This is a genomic window from Microvirga terricola, from assembly GCF_011777495.1.
Lineage (GTDB): Bacteria > Pseudomonadota > Alphaproteobacteria > Rhizobiales > Beijerinckiaceae > Microvirga > Microvirga terricola.
The window spans coordinates 506,913-528,692 of the sequence record NZ_JAATJS010000002.1; the positions used below are offsets into that span (position 1 = coordinate 506,913).

21 protein-coding genes and 1 tRNA gene are annotated in these 21,780 nt (G+C 62.5%); 8 read left to right on the forward strand and 14 right to left on the reverse strand.

From position 1 onward, the window contains the following. Positions 1-51: 51 nt before the first annotated feature. Together HB375_RS06810 and HB375_RS06815 are read right to left on the reverse strand one after the other, a co-directional pair. Positions 52-1,188, reverse strand: a complete 1,137-nt coding sequence (locus tag HB375_RS06810; RefSeq protein WP_167672217.1) for an ABC transporter substrate-binding protein — start codon at positions 1,186-1,188, stop codon at positions 52-54. An 11-nt stretch (positions 1,189-1,199) separates the two neighbouring features. Next, positions 1,200-2,276 carry an ABC transporter ATP-binding protein gene (locus HB375_RS06815; protein WP_167672218.1) on the reverse strand — a complete coding sequence of 359 codons (1,077 nt, stop codon included), beginning with the start codon at positions 2,274-2,276 and terminating at the stop codon, positions 1,200-1,202. 223 nt (positions 2,277-2,499) lie between these two features. Between HB375_RS06815 and HB375_RS06820 the strand changes: the two genes are divergently transcribed. Then, positions 2,500-2,922: a YkgJ family cysteine cluster protein gene (locus HB375_RS06820; RefSeq protein ID WP_167672219.1), complete on the forward strand. Its 423-nt coding sequence runs from the start codon at positions 2,500-2,502 to the stop codon at positions 2,920-2,922. On the opposite strand, the gene HB375_RS06825 is transcribed toward HB375_RS06820, so the two are convergent. The 3 genes from HB375_RS06825 to HB375_RS18120 are packed head-to-tail and all read right to left on the reverse strand — an operon-like array spanning position 2,891 to position 6,129. Then, positions 2,891-3,850 (reverse strand): efflux RND transporter periplasmic adaptor subunit, encoded by a 960-nt coding sequence (locus HB375_RS06825; protein WP_167672220.1) that lies wholly within the window; start codon positions 3,848-3,850, stop codon positions 2,891-2,893. The two genes, HB375_RS06820 and HB375_RS06825, sit on opposite strands and share 32 nt — an antisense overlap. A gap of 3 nt (positions 3,851-3,853) precedes the next feature. Beyond that, positions 3,854-3,994 carry a DUF1656 domain-containing protein gene (locus tag HB375_RS18115; protein WP_343232361.1) on the reverse strand — a complete coding sequence of 47 codons (141 nt, stop codon included), beginning with the start codon at positions 3,992-3,994 and terminating at the stop codon, positions 3,854-3,856. Next, positions 3,964-6,129, reverse strand: coding sequence for an FUSC family protein (locus HB375_RS18120; protein ID WP_167672221.1), 2,166 nt, complete (start codon positions 6,127-6,129; stop codon positions 3,964-3,966). The genes HB375_RS18115 and HB375_RS18120 overlap by 31 nt, the downstream gene beginning before the upstream one ends. 216 nt (positions 6,130-6,345) lie before the next feature. Here HB375_RS18120 and HB375_RS06840 point away from each other — a divergent pair, with 216 nt between their 5' ends. Then, positions 6,346-7,569, forward strand: coding sequence for an MFS transporter (locus HB375_RS06840; protein ID WP_167672222.1), 1,224 nt, complete (start codon positions 6,346-6,348; stop codon positions 7,567-7,569). 86 nt (positions 7,570-7,655) lie between these two features. Continuing rightward, complete coding sequence (locus HB375_RS06845; protein WP_167672223.1) at positions 7,656-8,024, forward strand: antibiotic biosynthesis monooxygenase family protein; 369 nt, start codon at positions 7,656-7,658, stop codon at positions 8,022-8,024. A gap of 2 nt (positions 8,025-8,026) precedes the next feature. Here HB375_RS06845 and HB375_RS06850 read toward each other — a convergent pair whose 3' ends face one another. After that, complete coding sequence (locus HB375_RS06850; RefSeq protein WP_246728373.1) at positions 8,027-9,358, reverse strand: cytochrome c peroxidase; 1,332 nt, start codon at positions 9,356-9,358, stop codon at positions 8,027-8,029. Between the two features lies 1 nt (position 9,359). Then, a complete protein-coding gene (locus HB375_RS06855) occupies positions 9,360-10,223 on the reverse strand; it encodes a hypothetical protein (protein WP_167672224.1) in 864 nt (287 codons plus the stop codon). A gap of 130 nt (positions 10,224-10,353) precedes the next feature. On the opposite strand from HB375_RS06855, the gene HB375_RS06860 reads away from it, so the two are divergent. Further along, positions 10,354-11,013 (forward strand): Fe2+-dependent dioxygenase, encoded by a 660-nt coding sequence (locus HB375_RS06860; protein WP_167672225.1) that lies wholly within the window; start codon positions 10,354-10,356, stop codon positions 11,011-11,013. Between the two features lie 4 nt (positions 11,014-11,017). Here the strand turns inward: HB375_RS06860 and HB375_RS06865 are convergent, their stop codons facing one another. Further along, on the reverse strand, positions 11,018-11,638 hold the full coding sequence (locus HB375_RS06865; protein ID WP_167672226.1) for a TIGR02466 family protein: 621 nt from the start codon (positions 11,636-11,638) through the stop codon (positions 11,018-11,020). Positions 11,639-11,808: 170 nt separating this feature from the next. Between HB375_RS06865 and HB375_RS06870 the strand changes: the two genes are divergently transcribed. Then, positions 11,809-12,993, forward strand: coding sequence for an adenylate/guanylate cyclase domain-containing protein (locus tag HB375_RS06870; protein ID WP_246728416.1), 1,185 nt, complete (start codon positions 11,809-11,811; stop codon positions 12,991-12,993). A gap of 210 nt (positions 12,994-13,203) precedes the next feature. Next, on the forward strand, positions 13,204-13,758 hold the full coding sequence (locus HB375_RS06875; RefSeq protein WP_167672228.1) for a hypothetical protein: 555 nt from the start codon (positions 13,204-13,206) through the stop codon (positions 13,756-13,758). Positions 13,759-13,760: 2 nt separating this feature from the next. On the opposite strand, the gene HB375_RS06880 is transcribed toward HB375_RS06875, so the two are convergent. Together HB375_RS06880 and HB375_RS06885 are read right to left on the reverse strand one after the other, a co-directional pair. Continuing rightward, a complete protein-coding gene (locus tag HB375_RS06880) occupies positions 13,761-14,390 on the reverse strand; it encodes a hypothetical protein (protein WP_167672229.1) in 630 nt (209 codons plus the stop codon). Between the two features lie 158 nt (positions 14,391-14,548). After that, positions 14,549-15,037 carry a GAF domain-containing protein gene (locus HB375_RS06885; protein WP_167672230.1) on the reverse strand — a complete coding sequence of 163 codons (489 nt, stop codon included), beginning with the start codon at positions 15,035-15,037 and terminating at the stop codon, positions 14,549-14,551. A 187-nt stretch (positions 15,038-15,224) separates the two neighbouring features. Here HB375_RS06885 and HB375_RS06890 point away from each other — a divergent pair. Continuing rightward, a tRNA-Ile gene (locus HB375_RS06890) sits at positions 15,225-15,300 on the forward strand. Positions 15,301-15,591: 291 nt separating this feature from the next. Then, the gene (locus HB375_RS06895; protein ID WP_167672231.1) at positions 15,592-16,179 is read left to right on the forward strand and encodes a demethoxyubiquinone hydroxylase family protein; all 588 of its coding nucleotides are present in this window, start codon (positions 15,592-15,594) and stop codon (positions 16,177-16,179) included. 200 nt (positions 16,180-16,379) lie between these two features. Here the strand turns inward: HB375_RS06895 and HB375_RS06900 are convergent, their stop codons facing one another. The 4 genes from HB375_RS06900 to HB375_RS06915 form a co-directional block, all read right to left on the reverse strand. Next, complete coding sequence (locus tag HB375_RS06900; RefSeq protein ID WP_167672232.1) at positions 16,380-18,080, reverse strand: flotillin family protein; 1,701 nt, start codon at positions 18,078-18,080, stop codon at positions 16,380-16,382. Positions 18,081-18,103: 23 nt separating this feature from the next. After that, entirely contained in the window at positions 18,104-18,760 is a 657-nt protein-coding gene (locus tag HB375_RS06905; protein WP_167672233.1) for an OB-fold-containig protein, read from the reverse strand. Between the two features lie 12 nt (positions 18,761-18,772). Then, positions 18,773-19,930, reverse strand: a complete 1,158-nt coding sequence (locus HB375_RS06910; protein ID WP_167672234.1) for a PspA/IM30 family protein — start codon at positions 19,928-19,930, stop codon at positions 18,773-18,775. Between the two features lie 218 nt (positions 19,931-20,148). After that, complete coding sequence (locus tag HB375_RS06915; RefSeq protein ID WP_167672235.1) at positions 20,149-21,669, reverse strand: MFS transporter; 1,521 nt, start codon at positions 21,667-21,669, stop codon at positions 20,149-20,151. Positions 21,670-21,780 lie beyond the last annotated feature (111 nt).

Consider the following 21,780-nt stretch of genomic DNA (forward strand, 5'->3'; position numbering starts at 1 on the left):
TTAAGTCTGTGCCAAGGCGTGGATGCTCGGCGCGAGGCCGAGCACTGCGCCTTAGTTGGCGACCTTTTTCTCGTACGATTCGAGAATGTCGTTGAAGTACGGGCCGATCGGGAACGGCTTGCCCTTGGCCGAGAGATCCTCAGGCGAGATGTCCGTGAAGAGCGCTTGCCAAGCGGCCTTGTCGAGCTTGCCTTCGAGATTTTTGGCGTCGATGCCCGGATACCAGTTGAAGCGCTTCACGATGCCTTCGGCCTGCACGTCCGGGCTGGTGGCGAGCGCAACGAACTCGGCGGCGAGTTTTTCCTGCGCGGTCTTGTTCGGGATCGCGTAGTACATCGGCTGGCCCGGCATGCCGGGCGAGATGAGCTTCAGGCGCATGTTCGGCGGCAGCTTGCCGTCGGCTTTCCAGGTGTAGAACATGTCGACCCAAACCGGACCCATGGCGATTTCGCCGCGGTTCAACATGTCGAGCGTGCCCGCGTTGCCGGGGGTGATGATGACGTTCTTGTTGAAGTCCTTGAGGTCGGCGAGGGACTTATCCCAAGCGGCCTTGGTGGCTGCATCATAGGGGCCGGCTTCCAGCTTCGCCGCGTCGCCGCCGAAGGCAGTGACCCAGCCCGTCACGAAAGCGACGCCGGACATGCCGCCCTTGATGCCGTTATAGCCGAATTGCTTCGGGTTCTTCGCAGCCCAGTCGCGCAGCTCGACATAGCTCGACGGCGGGGTCTTCACGAGGTCGGGGTTGTAGGCGATGGCCGTCTGCGAGTGGAACATCGGCATCACGTAGCCCGACACATCCGCGCCGAGCGAGTTCGTCGCCGTGTCGCGCGTCACCAGTTTACCAGTCGACAGCTTGTCGCGATACTTGTTGAGCAGGCCTTCCTGCACCATCGTGCCGGCGGCTTTCTGGTGAATCACGACCACGTCGAAATCGACAGCAGCGGCGCCTGCCTTCTTCTGCGCATCAAGCTTCTCATAGATCTTCTGCGAACCGCCGTCGCCGGGGCCGGTGCCGACCGCGACAACCTTCACGCCGGGATGCGACTTCTCGAACATCGGCCCGAGATAGTCCTTGATATAATCGACCATGTTCTGGTCGCCTGCAGTCGCGACGTTCAAGGTCTGCGCCTGAGCCGGGAGGGCCAGCAGAGCGGCCGTGAAGCTCAGAGCCATGACGCTCTTGTGCATGGTGGTGGTCCTTATTGGGCGCTTGGGAACAGGTGAAGGGATTCCAGCGGCAAGCGCAGTCCGACTGGATGACCGAGGTCGAGATAGCGATCGTCTGTCACGGTAAAGTGACGGTCCTTCGTGGCGACGACATAGCGATAATGTCCGCCCGGATAGGTGCGCTGCGTGATGCTGCCCGGCAGCACGATGGCGCCTTCACTCTTCGCGTCGGGAGCTTGGATCGATGCGACGTCGTCGCGGAAATAGGCCGTAACCGCGCCCATCGGCGCGTTGCCGTTCCACAGCGTCGGCGCATCCTGCCCGTGCGCCATCACCTCCAACCCGGAAGCGCCCTGGCGGACGTCGAGATCGAGGGTGTTGTCCGCGCCCATGAAGCTCGCGACGAAGGGCGAGACCGGGTTGTCGTAGACGTCCTTCGGCGCTCCCACCTGCGCGATTCGGCCCGCGTCCATCACCACGATCCGGTCGGCCATGGTCATGGCCTCCTCACGGTCGTGCGTGACCTGGATGGCGGTGAAGCCGAGGCGGCTCTGCAGCGACTTGATTTCCGCACGCACCTGGATGCGCACCTTCGCGTCGAGGTTCGACAAAGGCTCGTCGAGAAGCAGGAGGTCGGGCTCGATGGCGAGCGCGCGGCCCAGCGCAACGCGCTGGCGCTGGCCACCGGAGAGCTGGGTGACCTTGCGGTCTTCAAGCCCGGTGAGGTTGAGCATCCGCAGCACGATCTCAACCCGCGCGCGTGTATCCGCCTTCGATAGGCCGCGAAGGCGCAGGCCGTAGCCCACATTGCCGAGAACGGTCATGTGCGGCCAGAGCGCGTAAGATTGAAACATCATGGCAATGCCGCGCTTTTCCGGCGGCGTGTTCACCACGTCCTGGCCGAAAAGCCGGATCGCGCCGCCAGCGGCTTTCTGGAAGCCGGCGATGGTGCGTAACAATGTTGTCTTGCCGCAGCCCGACGAGCCCAGGATGGCGATGAATTCGCCCGGCGCCACGTCGAGATCGACGCCATGAAGCACGCGCTGCGTGCCGTAATCGACCTTGAGGTCGTCGATTGCGATCGCAATCGAGGCAGATGTCCCGGCCATTGTAATCCTCCCACATCGCACGCTTCAGCGTGTCTCTCGTAGGCACGCATCAAAACACGGTTGCCGGCTAAGGAAAAGATCCTTCTCTTAGGGCCGCCAGATTTCCTCTACGGACGGGGTATTTCAGTTCTGTGACATCCCGGTACCCTTTGAAGGCACGCCGCGTTGTGCCAAAGGGAGTATGCGCGGCGACCGCGCACGAGTTCGGCTTAAAGGAGATGTCATGACGGATAAGGTGACCAAGAACAGCGGGCCGCGTTTGCATTACGATTGCACCAAGTGCCTGGCGTTCTGCTGCTCGATCTATGAGCGCGTCGCGGTCACCAAGCGGGACATCGCCCGCCTCGGCAAGCATTTCGGCGTTTCGGCGGAAGAAGCGAAACGGCGTTACACGACCGATTTCCAAGGCGAGCGGGTGCTAAAGCGCGTGAAGGACGTGGTCTTCGAGGAGACCTGCGCCTTCCTCGACCAGAAGACGCGCGGCTGCACGATCTATCACGGCCGCCCGGAAGTCTGCCGCACCTATCCCGGCCAGTCGCGCTGCGCCTATTACGACGTGCTAAAGTTCGAGCGCACGCAGCAGGACGATCCGAATGTTGTGCCTCAGGTGAAGATCATCTTTCGTGAGGACGAGGCGGGGGAATAGGGATAGGTGCAGGCGGGGGCGCGGCGGGAGACGCTGTGCTCTCGGGCGAGGGCGTGACCTTCGTTCCCGGTTCGACGACGATCGTCGCAGTCATGCCTGCACTCAACCTCACCGTGTCCGGCACATGATCGAGCGCGATGCGCACCGGGATGCGCTGCGCCAACCTCACCCAACTGAAGGTGGGATTGACGTTGGCGATGAGATCGCCAGCGCCCTGAATCATCTCGCGGTCGACGATGGCGCGAGCCACGCTCTCCACATGTCCTTCGATTTCGTCGGGAAAGCCCATCAACCGCACCGCGGCCTTGTTGCCTTCATGGATGTGGCGGAGCTTCGTCTCCTCGAAATAACCTGAGACATAGAACGAGTCACTGTTGACCACGGCGACCACCGGCTTGCCTGCCGTCGCGTAGTCGCCCGCGTTGAGGCGAAGGTTCGTCACGTAACCGTTGACCGGTGAGCGAACCTCTGTCCGATCCAGGTTGAGTTGCGCGACATTGAGCGCGGCAAGCGCTTGGTCGTAGGCCGTCGCCGCAGTTGCCGCGGCGGTTTCGGCCTGTTCGCGCGCTTCTGCCGTGATGGCCAAGCTGCTCAAGAGGTTGCGCCGCTCCAATTCGCGTTGGCGCTGTTGCTGCTGTTGTTCCAGGCCGGAAAGATTGGCCTGGGCCTGCGCGAGCGCATAGCGATAGCGCTCGGGATCGATAACGAAGAGAAGGTCTCCCTTCTTGACCGTTTGATTGTCCTTCACATGCACCTGCGCGATAGGACCCGACACGTCGGGCGCGATCTCGACGATGTCGACGCGCACGCGTCCATCCCGCGTCCAGGGATTGGTGACGTAGGACTGCCAGGCGAACCAGCCCGCCGCTGCAGCCGCTGCGGCGACGAAAGTCGTGATGACGACGCGGGTGGTGCGAGAAACGGCCACGGCTCAACCACCCCATCGAAAGACGGCAAGGATGCAGCCGGACAGGATGAGGACATAAAGCGCCGTGTTGAAGAGGGAGGGATGCCACACGACGCGCTCGATCCCCATCCAGCTCAGAACCTTCGACAACGCGTACCACAACACGCCGGCCAGAGCTGCGTAGGCCAGAAGAGGCGGCAGGAAGATTCCAAAGAAGTCGATTTCCTTGATCCTGTGGGCGCCTCGTTGCGCAGGACCTCCGGCACGAGATGCGGCCGCGCGACGTCGAAGAAATCCTGGTGCCGATGCAGAGCGCTTCCCAACGCGACGAGCGCGGTCAGTACGTCTGCGCCCGCAGCGCCGCCTTCCTCCAGCAGCAGCGCCGCCGCCCAGTCGATTTCGGGCAGCGCGGTTATGTGCGAGACGCCGTCTTTGAGCGCGCCGAAATGCGCGGCGAGCGCGGCAAAGACCTGATCGAGCGAACGGGCGAGGGGGGCGGACAGTGATGTTCTGGCTTGTTTCAAATTCAGGATGTTGAAGCCGACGCGCAGGGCCGAGAGCGCGCTTCGCATGATCGCGCGCTGATCCGGATGCCGGGTGTCGAGGCGTGAGAAGAGCGCGTTGATGCGGTCGAACATCCGGCTCGCGAAGCGGTTGCGATCGACTGGCGATATCGCGGCGGCGATGCGCTCGAGATCGCGCAGGATGCCGCGCCGGATGCGTCGCACTGTCCATTCAGTTCCGAGCGGGCGCAGAAGGCGGAAACTCAGGATGCTCGCCACGATACCGATGAGAAGCGCCGAGGCGGAATTGATATAGGCCGCCATGTCGGTCTGCATGGATGTGTTGGAAAGGCTTAAGAGCGCGGCGAGGTTCAGGCCAAGCGGCGTGACCAGTGTGCCGATGCGCGGCAGGGCCAGAAGCACGCCGAAGGGCAGGTAGAACGGCAGCAGCACTATCACCAGGGAGGGAAAGTCGTCGATCAGAGGAAAGACCGCGAAGAGGTAAATCGCGGCGACGACTGCCGAGAGAAAGGTCATGCGCAAAAAGTTCTCCGCCGCTGTTGCCGGATCGTCGAGGGAGGCGAGAATGCTGCACATGATGCCGCTGAAGATGACCGCCGAACTACCATGCGGCCAGCCTGTCGCGACCCAGAATGCGGAGGCAAGCAAAACCGTGACCGTCGAGATCGCGCCCGCGACGAGCGCCAGAGTTAGATCGCGATAGCGCGCGGAAGAGGGCGCGGCTTCCGGCATCTGCAAGGGGCGCCCGGCATAAAGGCTGTCGCGCAGCACAAGGACGCGCTGCCACGTTCCCAAAGCATCGCGCAGGCGGGTCAGGATGTTGCGCACCAGAATGTTTTGATGATCGCGCACCAGATCGTCGAAGCCGGGTAATGCATGCGCGAGCCTGCTTTGAAGGTCGGTAATCCAGGATGACAGCTCGGGGTCTCGTGCGAGCGGCTCGTCGCGGTCGAGCAAAGCCGCGACCTCGTCGAAGAAGGGCCGCAACGCTCCCTGCTTGGTTGGCGCGTGGCTTCGCAGAAGCGCTGCCCGGTCGTTGATGGCGACGAGAAGCGAGAGCAGCATCAGCACCTGTCCCTGCAAGTGGCGCGTGACATCGCCCGCGGCGCGAACGGACGGCGTGTCGAAGGCCGCATAGACGCGAAGTGCGTCGAGGGCGATCACATCGGCGATCATCTTGCGCTGGTCGGCGAGGGTCTTTTCTTCCTCGCTCTCACCGCGGAGCACGTCGCCGACCCAGCGCGCGGCCGCGGTCAGCGTCGCGTCGACGGAAATGCGCAGGGCCTCGCCGGCACGGCGCGGAAACACGAGCTGGCTCACCAGCGTGGCGCAGCCGATTCCGATGATGATTTCGAGGCAGCGGCCAACCGCATAGTCGAAGGCCGTGTCCGGCGCGAGCGCCGCGGGAATGCCGATGATCGCGGCGGTGTAGCCCGACAGCATCGCGCCATAGGCCGCGGGCGCGTCGCGCAGCAGCACCGCGACGAAGGTGCAAAGGCCGATCCAGAGGGCAAGCGATGTGAGGAAGAACGGGCCGACCTGGGCAAAGGCCCCAACGAGGACGAGAGCGACCACGGCGCCCACCACCGTTCCCGTGACCCGGAACAGGGACTTCGCCACCACCATGCCGGTGATGGGCTGGGACACGACGAAGACCGTCAGCATGGCCCAGCTCGGCTGGGTCAGGTCGAGAATGAAGGCGAGGTAGAGGGCAAGCATCGCCGCGCCGAAGGTCTTCATCGCGAAAACCACCTCTCGCCAGCTCGGCTGCGGCATGAATTAAATGTCCCTCAGGGGCGCGGTATTCCAAGGATAGATAGAGTGGGACAGGGGGAGGCCCAGGCTGTGCGGCGGCATGGCTCGGGATGCCGGACTGGCAACCCAGCCTTGCACCTTGCGGCGGGGCTTGGCGAGTGGTTCTGGTCTATAGCCAACTCGGAGAACGTATCAAAAATCCGGGGCGCGCCCGGATTGCGAAAAAAGAAACGCCACATGGACACGAGATCGCCGGCTCTTGCCGCTACGCCCCCAAAGACCCTGGCCGATGGCACGGTGGTTCCGATTCTCGCGGCGATCAGCGTCTCGCACATGCTGAACGACCTGATCCAGTCGTTGCTCCCGGCGATCTATCCGATCCTCAAGGCGAACTTTCGCCTCGACTTCGGCCAGATCGGCCTGTTGACGCTGACCTTCCAGTTCACCGCCTCTCTTCTCCAGCCTCTGGTCGGGTACTTCACGGACCTCAGGCCGCGCCCGTTCTCGCTGGTCGTCGGCATGGGCTTCACGCTGCTCGGGCTGCTCACGCTCTCGCAGGCCGGCTCCTATCCGCTGCTGCTTCTCGGCGCGGGGCTCGTCGGCATGGGCTCCTCCGTGTTCCACCCGGAATCCTCCCGCGTCGCACGCATGGCCTCCGGCGGCAGGCATGGGTTGGCGCAGTCGGTGTTTCAGGTCGGTGGCAATGCGGGCTCGGCTCTCGGGCCGCTGCTCGCCGCCTTCATCGTCGTGCCCTTCGGTCAGGGGAGTATCGCTTGGTTCTCAGGCGTCGCGTTGATCGCCATGATCATCCTGTTCAATGTCGGGCGTTGGTACCATGTCAAGGTTGCGGCGCTGAAGGCGAAGCCGCGCACGGCTGACACGAAATCGGCCTTCTCGAAAAAGCGCATCGCGGTCTCGATTACGATCCTCATGCTGCTGGTGTTCTCGAAGAACTTTTATACGGCGAGCATCAGCAGCTATTTCACCTTCTATCTCATCGGCAAATTCCATCTGCCGGTGCAGGATGCGCAGATCTATCTCTTCATCTTCCTCGCCGCGATCGCGGCGGGCACGGTGCTCGGCGGCATCATCGGCGATAGGATCGGGCGGCGTTACGTGATCTGGATCTCGATCCTCGGCGTGCTGCCGTTCACGCTCGTCCTGCCTTACGCCAACCTGTTCTGGACGGGTGTGCTGAGCGTGCTGATCGGGTTGATCCTCGCCTCCGCCTTCTCAGCTATTCTCGTCTATGCGACAGAACTGGTGCCGGGCCGCGTCGGCATGATCGCCGGGCTGTTCTTCGGCCTGTCCTTCGGCATGGGCGGGTTGGGCGCGGCGGTGCTGGGGCAGCTGGCGGACCACACGAGTATCGACTTCGTCTATCGCGTCTGCTCATTCCTGCCGGCTATCGGGCTGCTCGCGTACTTCCTGCCGAAGATCGAGCGTCCGCACGCGCGCTAGACGGAACAGGTCGAGAATGAGATCGGTCAAGACGGTGCCGGCAGCATCATGACAAGGTGGGGCAGCCACATTGGCGGAGGCCTGTCATGTCGCTGCTGCGCCCGCTGGATCCTGCCTTCCCGATTGAACGTCAGATCGCACTCGATGTCGCCCCGGTCGTGCTCGTGAACCTCTTCACACTCGACAAGGCGGACGAGCAAAAGTTCCTGCAAGCCTGGCAGGACGACGCCGCATTCATGAAGCGGCAGCCGGGCTTCATCTCCACTCAACTTCACCGCGCGATTGGCGAAAATCCGACCTATCTCAACTATGCGGTTTGGGAATCGATCGCCGCCTTTCGTGCAGCGTTCACACATCCGGAATTCAGGGCGAGCCTGTCGGCTTATCCATCCTCGGCCGTCGCGTCCCTGCATCTGTTCCAGAAAGTGAGCGTGCCGGGTATCTGCGTGGCGTAGGGCTATTTCCTCGGCGCGACATCGACGCTCAGGCGCATCTCCGGGTGAATGCCGCAGATCGCCTCGAAATGGCCGGGCCGATCAAAGCCGATGGTCACGGTGTCGCCGGGGTTCTGGCCGTCCGAGTTGTAGCTCAGGCCGGGCCCCTCGATGCGCACGTTATGCACGCGCGTGTCGTCGTTGACGATGCGCAGAACCTCGCCGACCTTGAGCAGGATCGCTCTCGGCGAAAACTTCCGATCCTTCTGCCCGACGGTGGAGGTCGCAACCGCCTCGGCGCTGACCCCGACCGACATGGTGCGCGCCGGAAGCGACGTGGCGCGCGGCGGATCTTCGCTCGACAGTGTGTTGAGAAACGCGACAAGCTGCGCGCGCTCGGTCGCCGTGAGCGTGAAATTGCGCGGCAGATCGGCTGAGAGGGTGGGGCGTGAGACGACGCCATCTGCATAGTGGTTCACCACATCCTCGAAGGTCGCGAGCGAACCATTGTGCATGTAGGGCGCGGTCCACACGCGCTCACGCAGGCTCGGCGTCTTGAAGGCGTGGTCGGCGGCTCTCACACCCAGCACCTTGCCGCGCCCGAGGTCGTCGCCGGGTAGGCCGATATCGTGAAAAGCCTCATCGGTGAAACGCCAACCCTGATGGCAACTGACGCAAGCCCCTTTGCCGACAAAGAGCTTCAGGCCGGCAAACTCATCCGGCTCAAGAGCTTTGTCGTCGCCTGTCACCCATCGGTCGAAACGCGTCTCCGGCGAGACGAGCGTGCGCTCGAATGCGGCGATCGCCTTGGTGAGATTGGCGCGGGTCACCATCGGATTATCGGGGAAGGCCTTCGCGAAAGCGCGCGCCATTTGCGGATCGGCCGCGAGTGTGCTCACCGCGCGGTCGAGATTGCCCGCCATTTCGCGCGCGTTCTCGATGGGCCCCCCGGCCTGCGCTTCGATGCTCGGCGCGCGCCCGTCCCAGAACCACGACAGGCCCCACGCCATGTTCCACAGCGGAGGCGTGCGGCGGTCGAGCGGCAGGCCGTCGAGGCCCATATGGGTCGGCACGCCGTCGGAGAAGGAGAGTTCGGCCTGATGGCAGCTGGCGCAAGAAACGTCGCCCGTGCCGGAGAGGCGCTTGTCCTCGAAAAGCTTTGCGCCGAGCGCCACCTTTTCCGGCGTCGCCGGATTGTCGGGCGGGTTCGGCGTATGGTCAGGTCGTGCAAAAACCTGCCGCCAATGGACGGCATCGAACGGCGCGGGTCCTGCTGCTGTGCCGCCGACGAGCGCGGCGAGGCTCAAGCCCGCCAACACCCGAGCGACCGAGGAAAGACCCGCGCGCGTCATCATCTTAACGGAAGTTTCCGAGTTGCAGCTCGAACTTGGCGACGCTGCTCAGGAACTGGCCGTGATCCTTCACCACCTTTTCGGGCGGCATCACAGTCGGGAAGGTGGCCTTCAGATCGTCGAGGCTCGCGCGCAGCGCTTTTACCGCTTCCGCGTTCTTGGCGTTCAAAGCCTCAGTGATGGTACCGATGAGACGGTCCGCCTCGAACACGAAGCCGCGCGCATCCTGATACTCGACGACATTGGCAATGCGGCCCTTCTTGAAGGCCTCGCCATATTCGTCGGTCGATTGCTGCAGCGTTTCGAGCGCCGCTTCGAGCACGAAATGGACTTTGTCCTTTTCCTTCTCCTGCACGAGCTTTTCCGCTGCATCGAGCCGCTCGACCAAGGCCACTCGGGCGCGGACATAGGCTTCCTTGTTCTTCGCCTTCACGGTCTGCGAGAGCGCCTTCAGCGCCACCTGGAAGGGCGCGATGTTGAGGCTCTTCAGGTCCTCGCGGAGCGAGTTGTAGATCTCTTCCTCCGGATGCAGGAAATGCGGCAGCGATTCCGCCCAACGTCCGCTCTCGATGAGTTCCCCGCCGACCAGAAGGTGGCCGCGGATCAGCTCCAGACCGCGATAGAAATGCAGCGAGGGCGAGAGCGTCGTTCCGCCACCGCCTTCACCTTCTCCGTCATCGGCGGGCTTCGCCTTTGCGGGCTGGGCGGCGTGTCCCTTGTGCTGGGCCTGGGCCAGCTGGAGCAGGCCGTGATCCGCCTTCGCCTCTACGGCGTGCGGATGCGCGGGCAGGGCGGCTGCCTGCGACACGGCCGGCGTGGCGACCAGAACGGCGGAGCTTAGACCCGCCCAGATTTTCCGTCTTTGCATCGTTTTCTCCCCCTCGGCGGATCAAGGGCCGCCGGCGGCTAGTTTAGAAAAGCTAAAAAGTACAAGTCTTTACAGGTACTTAGCTACAGGCTAAGCCCTTCTATGGCAACCCCGGAGAGTTTTTCGTCCCATGCTGATCACGATTGCCGACGTGCTGCCCCAAAGCGAGCTTGAGGAGATCCGCGCCATGCTCGGCGCGATGCGTTTCGAGGACGGGCGCGCGACGGCGGGGTGGAGCGCCACGCTCGTGAAGGACAACGAGCAGGCGCGCGAGGGCGCCGCGCTGAGCTTATTGAGAGAACGGGTATCGAAGGCCATTTTGGAAAATGAGGTTTTCAGCCTCGCCACACGTCCGAAAGCGCTGACTCCTCTCATCTTCAGCCGCTACGGGCAGGGTAAGCACTACGGCACGCATGTCGACAATCCGCTGATGGATGGCATCCGCACGGACGTGTCGTTCACGCTCTTCCTCGCCGAGCCCGACACCTATGACGGCGGCGAACTGGTGATCGAGACCATGGCGGGGGAAGAGGAAGTGAAGCTCGCCGCCGGCCACCTCGTCGCCTACGACTCGACAACCTTGCACCGCGTCGCGCCGGTGACGCGCGGTGAGCGGCTGGCCACGGTGGGATGGGCGCAGAGCTACATTCGCGACAGCGCGAAACGCGAGCTTCTGTTCGATCTGGAAACCGCGCGGCGAAACCTTTTCGCGCAAGCGGGCAAGACACCGGAATTCGACCTTCTCGCGAAGACCGGCGCGAATCTGTTTCGGATGTGGGCGGAGGTTTAGGCCGCTACTGCCAGGCGTAGTTGAAGCTGATGCTGATGCGCTCGCTGTCCGCTTCGTTGACCGGCACCTCATGGCGCAGCCAGCTTTCCCACAACAGCACCGTGCCGGGGCTCGGTGTCATGTAGGCGAATTGCCGGTTCTCCAGCTTCGCCTTGGCCTTGCGGGGCGGGGCCGCCATCATGAAGCCGAGGCGCGGGTCCTCAAGCTTGAGCGCGCTCGCGCCTTCGGGGATCGTCACATAATAAGTGCCGCTGATGACCGAATGCGGGTGGATGTGCGAGGTGTGCACGCCGCCCGGCGGCAGGATGTTGATCCACAGGCTGTCGAGGACGAGCTTGCGGCCCTTCAGGTCGAATTCCAGTTCCTTGGCGAAAGCCGCCACATGGCTATCGACAGCCTTCAGAAGCTCGCCGAAGACCGGAACCCGCCAGGGCAGGTCGTTCAGCGAGGCGTAGGACGTGTAGCCGGGATAGCCGTTCTTCGCGCACCAGCGCTGGCCGGCCTCATCGTCTTCCGCAATGGACAAGCTTGCGGCTTCGAGCTCCGCATTCAGGCGCTCGGCCTTCTGGCCGGAGAGTTCGGCCCGGTAAATTTTCGTGACGAAAAGCGTTTCGATGGTTGCCATGGTTGGGCTCTAGAACGGCGAAAGGCGCCTGTCAAAGGTATCGGCGGCACTCCGGCCTCGCCAGCTTTTTCACCGCCGTTTCTTTGCCGCAGCTTGCAGGAGGGCCTCAAGCGACCCACCTTGGCTTCATGACCTCCTCCTCTGCAGCCGCCCCCGTTCTCCAGGACGACATGCTGACCCTGGCCCGGAGCCTCGACCCCGGGCTTCTCTCGCGCGTCATGGCGCTGCGGGACTGGCTGGTGACGACCGCCACCCGCTTGGACGACACGAACGACGTCATGACGGGTTTCATCGAAAGGCTGCGGGATTTAGGCGTGCCCATCGACCGCGCCGCCATGGCCATCGAGGCGCTGCATTCCGAATATGCCGGGATCGGCCGGTTCTGGACCCCGGAGGAGGGGACCGCCGTGCGGTATCTGCCTCATGGCGAGCGCCGCGACGTGGTGTATCAGTCGAGCCCCTTCGCCCATGTGAACCGCACCGGTGAATGGCTCTTTCTCGATCTTTCCGAAACGCCGGACGATCTTTTTCCGATTGTTCCCGAACTCAAGCAGGCGGGATATCACCACTATATCACCGTGCCGTTCCGGTTCACCAACGGCGCGGAGAACGGCATCTCCTTTGCCACGCGCTTGCCGCAAGGGTTTGGCGAACAGGGGCTCAAGATCCTGCGCCTCGTCATGCCATCCTTTGCGCTCGTGATGGAGCTGCGCAGCACCAGCAACAGGCTCGATGAGGTGCTGCGCATCTATGTGGGCGACGAGCCGCACCGCGCCATCCTCTCCGGTGCGATCATTCGCGGACAAGTCACGCGCATCCGCTCGGCCATTCTGTTTGCTGACATGCGCGACTACACGCGCATTTCTTCGACTTTGGATCCGGAGGATGCGGTCGATCTTTTAAACAACTACTTCGACTGCCTCGTGCCGCCCATCGAGGATGAAGGCGGCGAGGTGTTGAAGTATCTCGGCGACGGACTTCTGGCGATCGTCCGCGACCGAGGCGACGACACGGGCGGCGCGCCGCAATCGGCTCTCACTGCCGCGACGAACGCGCTGCGGCGCATCGAGGCTGCCAACAACGAAGGCCGTTTTCCCGTGCGTATCAATGCGGGCATCGCGCTTCATCACGGGGATGCCGCCTACGGCAATGTCGGCTCCGGCCGCAGGCTCGATTTCACGGTGATCGGACGCGACGTGAATCTGGCAAGCCGCATCGCGGATCTGAACAAGCGACTCGGCGAGCCGCTTCTCATGTCGAAGGCCTTCGTCAATCATCTCTGGGGCAATCCGATACCGCTCGGCTCCCACGAGGTCGAAGGGTTCGAAGAGAAGATTGAAGTCTTCAAGCCGTGAGTCTAATCCTGTCCCGCGGAGCGCGGGGGCTGTAATGACAATTCGAAACAAGATGATGGCGGCTGCAGCTTTGCTGGTTACATCCGTGTGTGCAGCGCGTGCGCAAGAGGGCAATTGCGAGGGCTTCCAGAGCCTCGACTCCTCAGCCGCAATCGTGCTCGGTACGGTCGAGCCCCACGTCGGTCGTGTCAATTTCATTAAGAACCTAGCATGCAGAAAAGCTGCCCGAGCGCGGATGCGGCCTGCCGCGACAAGGCCTATCTCGTGTCGGGCGACCAAGTGATCGTCAGCACGGCGGAAGCTAATTTCGTTTGCGCCGATTACGTCAACAGCAAGGGATTGACGCGCGCCGGCTGGCTGCCGCGTTCCGCCATCGTCATGCAACCCAAACCGACGAGCGCTCGCGCGGACGATTGGGTGGGGCAGTGGCAGGGTGGGCCGGAGCAACAGATCTCGATTGTGAAGGCCGCGAAATCCGCGTCTGACATCGAGATCTCCGGTGAAGCGACCTTCGGTGCGCTCGATCCGGCGCGCGTGAAGCGCGGCGCGGTCAATCTTGGCGAGGTCGCCGCGACTGTCACGCCCGACGGCGCGTCACTCGACTTCACCATGGGCGATCGTGAGACACTGCCTTATGAGAAAGGCGATGACGATGCATGCCGCGTGCGGATGCGCCTCGTCGGGGCATTCCTGCTCGTCGAGGACAATCGCAATTGCGGCGGCATGAACGTGTCGTTCTCAGGGATCTATCGAAAACGCAGCTGAGGTCACGCCGCGTCCGGCTCCGGCACCTCGCGCGGGGGCTCGTAGGAAACCTTTTTCAGAATCTGCTCGACCTCGTCGACGACGGTCTCATCGATATTCACCTGCCTTCTGTCGGCAGCGAATTTCAAAAGCCAAAGAAGGCCCAGTTCGACGATACCCGTGACCGCCCAAGACGACAGCGAATAGTCGAGCTCGGCCTGATAGCGAAGCCACAGCATAGTGAGCCCCGACAACACAAAGGCGGCCGCAAAAAGCGTAATGCGCTCGAGCATCTTCACAGCGGCGAGGGGGAAAGGATGCCGGTAATCGACCGGCCCCGAGCCGCGCGGAAAAGCCCAGGTGCGGTTTATCGTGTGGTTCACGAGGCCGACGAGGGGCCCCCGCTCGTCGGTGACCTTGCGGGCATAAACAAGCGAGACGTCGTCGTGCGGTGTCACCTTGACGGTGTCAGGCAAGGTTACGGTGCGTTTCGAACCGTCCTCGCCCAGAATGCGGACCTCGATGGTCTTTTTTGCCTGCACGGTCTCGGCCGAGCCGCCCGACGCTTTGGTCACGACCCACGTGGCATTGACGAAACCGCGCCAGGTCCAAAAGTCGATGTCCTGGTTGTTGATGGTTTTGACAAGTTCCATATCGGCCCCCTCGGAAGGTTTAGAGCCGTTTTAGATCAACAAGAACGTTGCGTCATCTCGGACAAAAGATGCGAAGTCAGCTTCGCGAAAGGTATCTCATCTGGCGAAAGGTGGGAGTTTTGGCTGTCGATTAAGAATCTCGTCTTGCCTCGCTGCGACTACGCACGCCATTCCAGCAGGACCGGCAGGATCTGCCGCGCGATGACCATGGCCGGTTCAAGGTGATGCTCCTGATAGACCCCTTCGCGGTCGAGCAAGTTCACGGTGCCGAGCAATTCCCCACCGAAGACGATGGGCAGGTTCATGACGCAGCCCAGGCCAAGGCCGGTGATCGTTTCATGATCGGGGAAAAGGGGCGTAAAGCCAGCGGGCGTGGATGCCAGAAACGGCTTTCGCTCTTTGCGCACGCGCTCGGTAAAGGCGTTCGGCAGAACGGGTTTGCGTCCGCCGACAGGATAGACCTCAGGGTTCGTCGAGTGGATCCGCTCAACCTCCCGGCCGCCGGCCAGGTTGCGGGTGACCGTATAGAGCCGGTGCCCGACAAACGTCGCAAAGGCCTGCCCGGCGGCCTCTAGCACGGCCGAGGGCTGCTGCGGCGCGGCCCAGGCCTGCTGAACGCCAAGAGCGAGTTGAGCGACATCCGTCATCGTGAATCCCCATGGAAAGAAAGCCGTTTCGCCCGGAACCGAGCGATTCCGAAGCGTCAGCATTCCACGGATCGCCGCCGGAGTAAAAACCTTGATGCAACGTCCGAAAGCCTGCTTGTGAGCGGCGCCACGATAAGGGGTGACGCGCGCCTCCCGGTCCAGTAGAAGAAACCCGCCTCTTCAAAAGGGGCCTGTAGCTCAATGGTTAGAGCCGGCCGCTCATAACGGTCTGGTTGCAGGTTCGAGTCCTGCCGGGCCCACCACTGATTCCATTGATGAATTTCCCCTCCATCGCTTGGTCTGAGAAGCTTACGGCAATCATTACGGCAATCATTGCCGTGCCCTCTTCCTCGTGAGCCGATCTGCAGCCGTGTGCATGAAGTCAGGGTGATGATGACCATAGACGTCAGGGATCAACCTGCTGACCTTATAGCGGACGCCTTAGGGATGGGTGCCTGAAAGCGAAAGCGTAAGATGATCAAGACGTCACACTCTTGACGATAGCAGCGGCACTTCCTCTACTGACGGTAGGCGCATCACGAGCAACATTGGTAATGATTGATCTGTCGAGCAAGTTGGCCAACCGTGATCCGGCGATCACCATTCGTCGCATACTCAAGGTCAATCACGCGGGCGAGTTCGGCGCAATTCGGATTTATGGCGCCCAGATCACGGTGGCTCGGCAGCTATTCCCTGACATCGTTCCGTCGCTCGAAGAAATGCGCGACGACGAGATCAATCATTGCCGCCTGTTTCGTGAGGCAATGCCTACAAGAAGCGCCAAACCTTGCCGCATCATGTCGCTTTGGAGCCTTGGCGGTTATGTGCTCGGCTTTCTGGCTGCGCTCGGCGGTCGCAATACGGTCTGGATCTGCACCGAAGCTGTAGAAAGCGCGGTCCATCGACACCTGGAAGATCAACTGGCCTTCCTTGCCTCGCGCGATCCAGATCTTCATGCCCTAATCGCTTCGATTCAGGAACAGGAATTGGCACACCTGAACGAGGCCGAAAACAACCAGAAAAGACGAGGACTGAGCCGCGCTATGCTATTGCCGGTCATCGGCGGCCTTACAGACCTCATGATCTGGCTTTCAACATGGGGAGATTCAAGCTGGATGCGCGCTGAGATGGCGCGGGCCTGAAAGGCTGACTAGGCGAGGGCATCCATGCTCTGCTGTTTGGCGTTTCGCCGGTCTAGCTGTCGCAGCTCTCGTTCATTCGCTTTCGCCACACGCTTCCCCGAACCGTCGAGACACATCACCCACCGCGCGGTTGCCTCGGATGACGCTTCCGCCATCCGAGGCAAAGTCTTTCCGTCGGTCAGCGGCGCGACGCAGCCGGACTAGACAGTCTTGCTCGCTTCCGGCCGTGCGGACCCGGCGCCGTCGGCCTTGATGGGTTCTTGTCCGGTGACCGATCCCAGCAGGGTGTCGATGGCGTTGCCGCCGCCCGCAAATCCTGCCTCTGCCAAGATCGTATTCACGATCGGCTTGTTGGCCTGCAGGGACAGGAGCTGAGCGGCCAGTCCATCGCCAAGGCCGAGCCCGCCATTTTCGGAATTTCCTTTCCCGTTGACCAAGCCCCCCGTGTCGAAAATCCGGATGTCCTTGATCTTCTCGATCGGCTTCACCGCTTCGGCGAGAGCCGACGGGATGACGCGGATGCGCTCGCGCGCCAGTTCGAACTCGATGATGGCAGCGGACAGCTTGTTGCGGGCTTCCGTCATCGCGGCCTCGGCCTCAGCCTGGGCTGCGCCCTTCTCGCGGATCGCTTCGGCTTCGATCTTGGCGGCGTCGGCTTCAGCGAGAGCGATGGTTTTGATGGCCTGAGCCTTGCTGTCGGCGGCATCCTTTTCCGCCTGCGCCGCGACGACCACGTTCGTCGCCTCGGTCTGCGCCTCCTGCTCGGCGGCGATGACGGCGATGCGCTTCTGACGCTCGGCGATTTCGACCTCGCGAGCGGTGGCGACTTTTTCATCGGCCGAGACTGCAAGGGCCTCCGCCGCCTTCGCGGCCGCCTTGGCTTCCGACTCCTCGCGGCTCTTGTTGGCGACGGTGATGGCGCTTTCCTGAGCGACGATCTGGACGTCGCGCTTCGCCTCCAGTTCCGATTGCTGGACGGCGCGGCTTGCCACGATGTTGGCGTTCTCCTTGATCCGCTTCGCTTCAGCTTCGCGCTCCGCAATGGCAAGTTCGGAGGCGATTCTTGCAGTCTCCTCAGCCTGGCGGGCGGCGGCTTCCTTCTCGGCCTGTTCGGCGCGCGTCTTCGCGGTGGCGTTGGCGATATCGCGCTGCTGGGCGAGTTCCGCCTCCTTGGAGGCGCGGTCGATCTCGAGCTTGCGCTGAAGCGCCTCGCGGTCCTTTTCCGCAATGGCGACTTCCGTATCGCGCACAACCTCGTTGCGCTCCTTCTTGCGCTGCTCGGTGATCTTCGTCAGGGTTGCAAGACCTTCGGCGTCGAAGCTGTTGTTCGGGTTGAAGTGCTTGATGTCGGTCTGATCGAGGCGAGTCAGTGAGACGCTTTCGAGTTCGAGACCGTTGGAGGTGAGGTCGGCCGCGACCGTCTCCTGCACGGCTTTCACGAACTCCGTGCGCTTTTCCTGAAGATCGTTCAGGGACATCGTTGCCGCAACCGAGCGGAGCGCATCGACGAATTTCGCTTCGATGAGCTGACGCAGAGCATCGGCATTGTTGGTGCGGTCGCCGAGGGTCTGGGCCGCAAGCGCGATGGAATCGGCTTCCGGGCGGACGCGCACGTAGAATTCCGCGCCGATATCGACGCGCATTCTGTCCCGCGTGATGAGGGCGTCGCCTTCACCGCGGCGGACTTCGAGGCGCAGGGTGTTGAGAACGACCCACGCGATGGAGTGAAAGACCGGCAGCACGATGGAGCCGCCGTCGAGCACGACCTTCTTGCCGCCGAGGCCGGTGCGGACATAGGCCTGGTCGCGGGTCGAACGCTTGTAGAGGATGCCGATCACCACGCCGATGCCGATGATGGCAACAAGGCCGAGGATGACCGGGATGACGATGCCGTTGAGCATGAAAGTTCTCCGGAAGATGGGCTTTAGCTGGTTGGTGTGAGGTCTTTAGGGGCCGGAATGGCCAGGAAGGTCGGACCGTTTCTGTCGACGAGCAGGACGGAAGCGCCTGTGGGAATTGGGGTCTCGCCTGCGGCGGCCTTGGCCATGAGAAAGTGCCAGTTCCCGTGGGGATCCTGGACCTTGACGCGTCCGGCTGGACCCTGATCGAGAGGGCCGAGGGTGACCTCGGCAATCCGCCCGACGAGATCCTCGTTCGATACCGCATATGTTTCGTCGCGCGGCACGATGGCGGACACCAGCCGCGTGGTGGTGCGCGTCGTTGGAGTGGCAACACAGAATGCGATGAGGCTTGCAACGAGTACCGGCAGCGGCGCGAGAAAGCTGATCGCGAGAGTCTGGATGACGAAGCCCACAGCGGCGAAGGCCGCAAGCCATGTGATGATGAGGATTAGCACCGGCACGCGACCGGCGTTGAGCCAACCCATCAGGCCTCCGAGGGAGCCTGCGCTCCCGACATCGCCGGGATGGCCGCCATAAACGTCGGGATCGAGGCCCTGCTCGATGAAGAGGCTGAGAGAGAAGCCGACGATCAACGAGGCTGTCTCGATCAGAACGAGACCGACCATGATCAGACCTGCAATCGTGAACGGCTGGTAGCTTGCCGAAAGAAGGGTGTCCATCGAGCGCTCCGGTTATTCCTTGGCTTTCGCTTTGAAGGCTGCGAGCCGCTCCTCGACGGTTTTGTCGCGGTGCATCCGCTCCAGCTCGTTCATCTGAGAGGCGTGAGGATTGCCGCCGGAGGAGGGAACGCCGGTGACGCGCGAGATCGCTTCGAGCGAACGAAGCGCCTTGTCCGTGGACGAGGCGGAGCGCGAGGTTCCGTTTCCGGACGATGCGGATGCTTGCTCCTTCGCAAGAGAGCGCTTCAGTTCCGCAAGACGTGCCTCGCCCTCGCGGCGGGCGGCGATGACCGCCTGAACCGCCCCTTGAGCCTCGTGGATCCGTTCACTGACATCCGTGATGGCAACCTGCAGCGCGGTGATCTGTGCTTCGATATCGATTTGCCGTTCGATTCCCGCTTTCGCGAGATCGTCTCGCCCCTCCTTCAGGGCTGTCGCGATCTTGTCAGACAAGGCCGATAGCTCCGCATCCAATTCGCGCGTGCGGCTTTCGAGTCGGTGCTGCTCGGCGGTGTGCTTGCCGAGCGCAGCGCGAGCCGATTCCGCTTCGCGGTCGATCTCCCTGATGGCCTGCTCGACCACCGCCACGGGGTCCTTCTGCTCGGCCCTCTCGACCGTCGCATGGGCAAAGCCCGCGACCAGACGTCCGACACGGGACAGAATGCCTTCGTAAGCCATCGATTTCTCCTCTGCTGAACGGATGACGGGATTGACGCCGACGATGATCTCGAAGCCGACATCGGTGGGGACGAGGCGGGCAGGGGCGGAACCACGCCAGCCCTCCCCATAACCGGCCACGTCGTAGTGCACGGTCACGCGCCCCTGGACCGTGGAGAGAGTCAGGCTTGCGGCGCCTTTGACCGTGTAGAGCTTGTCGTCCAGGGGGATGCCCGGCAGCTCTTCTCCCGAACTGCGCCGGGCCGCGAAATCCCGGATTCCGAGCAGAACCAGTTGAGCCGGAAGCTGGGTCTCCGACCGTATCGACTCGTAGGCGAGCTTCTGAAGGCGCACCACGTCGGACTTGATGCCCTCGCGCTCCGCAATCCCCTCGAGCAGGGTCATCATGGAGCTGTACTGCACGAGCGTCTCGGCAACGGCCTCCAGATCCGCAGGCCTCAGATAGAGGAGGTAGCGGAGGGTCGACGATGGGACTGAATGCCTCGGTTTCATGTCTCAGATGATAAGTGACTTATTTGGTCACTTCAAGGGGTATTGTCATTATTTTCCTGTGAAGGGCAGGTCTCACGACGGCATCCCGAACTGTCGGCGGATCCGCACCTGCGTGAGCACTCCCACGTTCACGCGTTCGCGATTGGCGATCTGCACCGGCACAGGCCTGCTGGCGGAGAGAGGTCGCGATAGGAATAAGATTCTGTCTGCCGCTTGAGTCACACCGACTTCGTCGAGCGATAGCCGAAGTACCCGCTGAGAATGGCTGCCAGCGCGCAGATCAAAGCCACGGTGCCGAACCCGGTGACCGTTGCGTGCGCATAAAATTCCGCCACCCGCCCCGAAGCAGATGCATTGATGGGAGTTGGTGGAGGGGCGCCGAATGTCGTGTGCCCCAGGATCGCCGCAACCGCCGGATCGGCCGTCATAACGATGCGTTGAAAGCCGAGCACCGCGACGGCACCCAGACTGGCGACGGCGATCAAACCGGCGACGCGGGATATGGCGTTGTTGATGCCCGAGGCCACGCCCATCCGGTCTGCGGGAACTGAATTCATCACCGTGGTGGAAAGAGGTGCGACGGTGATGCCCATGCCCAATCCCATCAGCGTCATGACGGGAACGATGGCGAACCAGTACCGACCGTCCGCAGCGGCGAGGGCGAGGAAGCCGAAGCTCACTCCGGTGATAACAGGCCCGATGGTGAGAAGAGGCCGAACGCCGAACCGGTCGGCGAGCGTTCCTCCCAACCGCGAGAGCAGTGCCATCACAAGGGTGAAGGGCAGAAAGACCGAGCCCGCTCTCGTTGCCGAGTATCCGTGCGCTTCAATGAGCGTCGAAGGGAGAAAGAAGAGCGCACCGGCGAGTGCGAAGTAGAGCAGAAGCGTCAAGGCATTGACGCCGGCAAAAGCCGGCACCCGAAAAAGCTCGAGCGGCATCATCGGTGCGTCGGCGCGCTTTTCGTGCATCACGAATGTGACAAGGAGGACGCCTCCGATCAGAAGAAAGAAAAGATCGAGTCCGCGCGCGCCATTCGCATCGCTGAGAGACGTCAAGCCGAGCGCTAAGGCACCGAGGCCCGCGACGGCGAGGCTACCGCCAAGCCAATCCATGCCAACCGCATGGAAGGGTGGCACGTCCGGCACCTGTTTCCAACACATCCAAAGAGCGAGCGCGGCGACCGGGACATTGATCCAGAAAATCGCCTGCCACGGACCGATATCGATGAGCCAGCCGCCGAGAATGGGACCGAGAGCTGCCGCGATCCCTGAGGCCGCCGCCCAGGTTCCGATAGCTCTCCCGCGCTCTTCGGGAAGAAAGTTGGCGCTGATCAGCGCCAACGATCCTGGGATCATCAAAGCTCCACCAATTCCCTGAACGGTTCGGGCCGCGATCAGCATTTCAGCGGAGTGGGAGAGCCCACACCAGAGAGAGGCGAGGCCGAAGAGGGCGATGCCGATCATGAAGACACGCTTCAGACCATAAGCATCGCCGGCCGCGCCGCCCAGCAGGAGGAAGGCGGAAAGCGTCAGCCCATAGGCATTGGTGACCCACTGGATCTGCGAAAGCGATGCCGCCAGGCTCTCACGCATCTGCGGCATGGCGACCGTGACCACGGTGCTGTCGATGAAAGCGAGGCTGGACGCGAGAATAGTCGTCCACACCACATAGGGCTTGGCGGAATCCGGGCAGGGTGGACGCGTCAGACGATGCTTCTCTCGGGCTGTCACCTCGGGCATTCCAAGAACCTCAAGTGATCGTCGGACCGGGATCTCGCGTCGCACCGCATTGGGGCCGAATCCATAAAGAAGTGATCGGAGGCTGGTGTTAGTTTTGGTAAGATAGGGCTT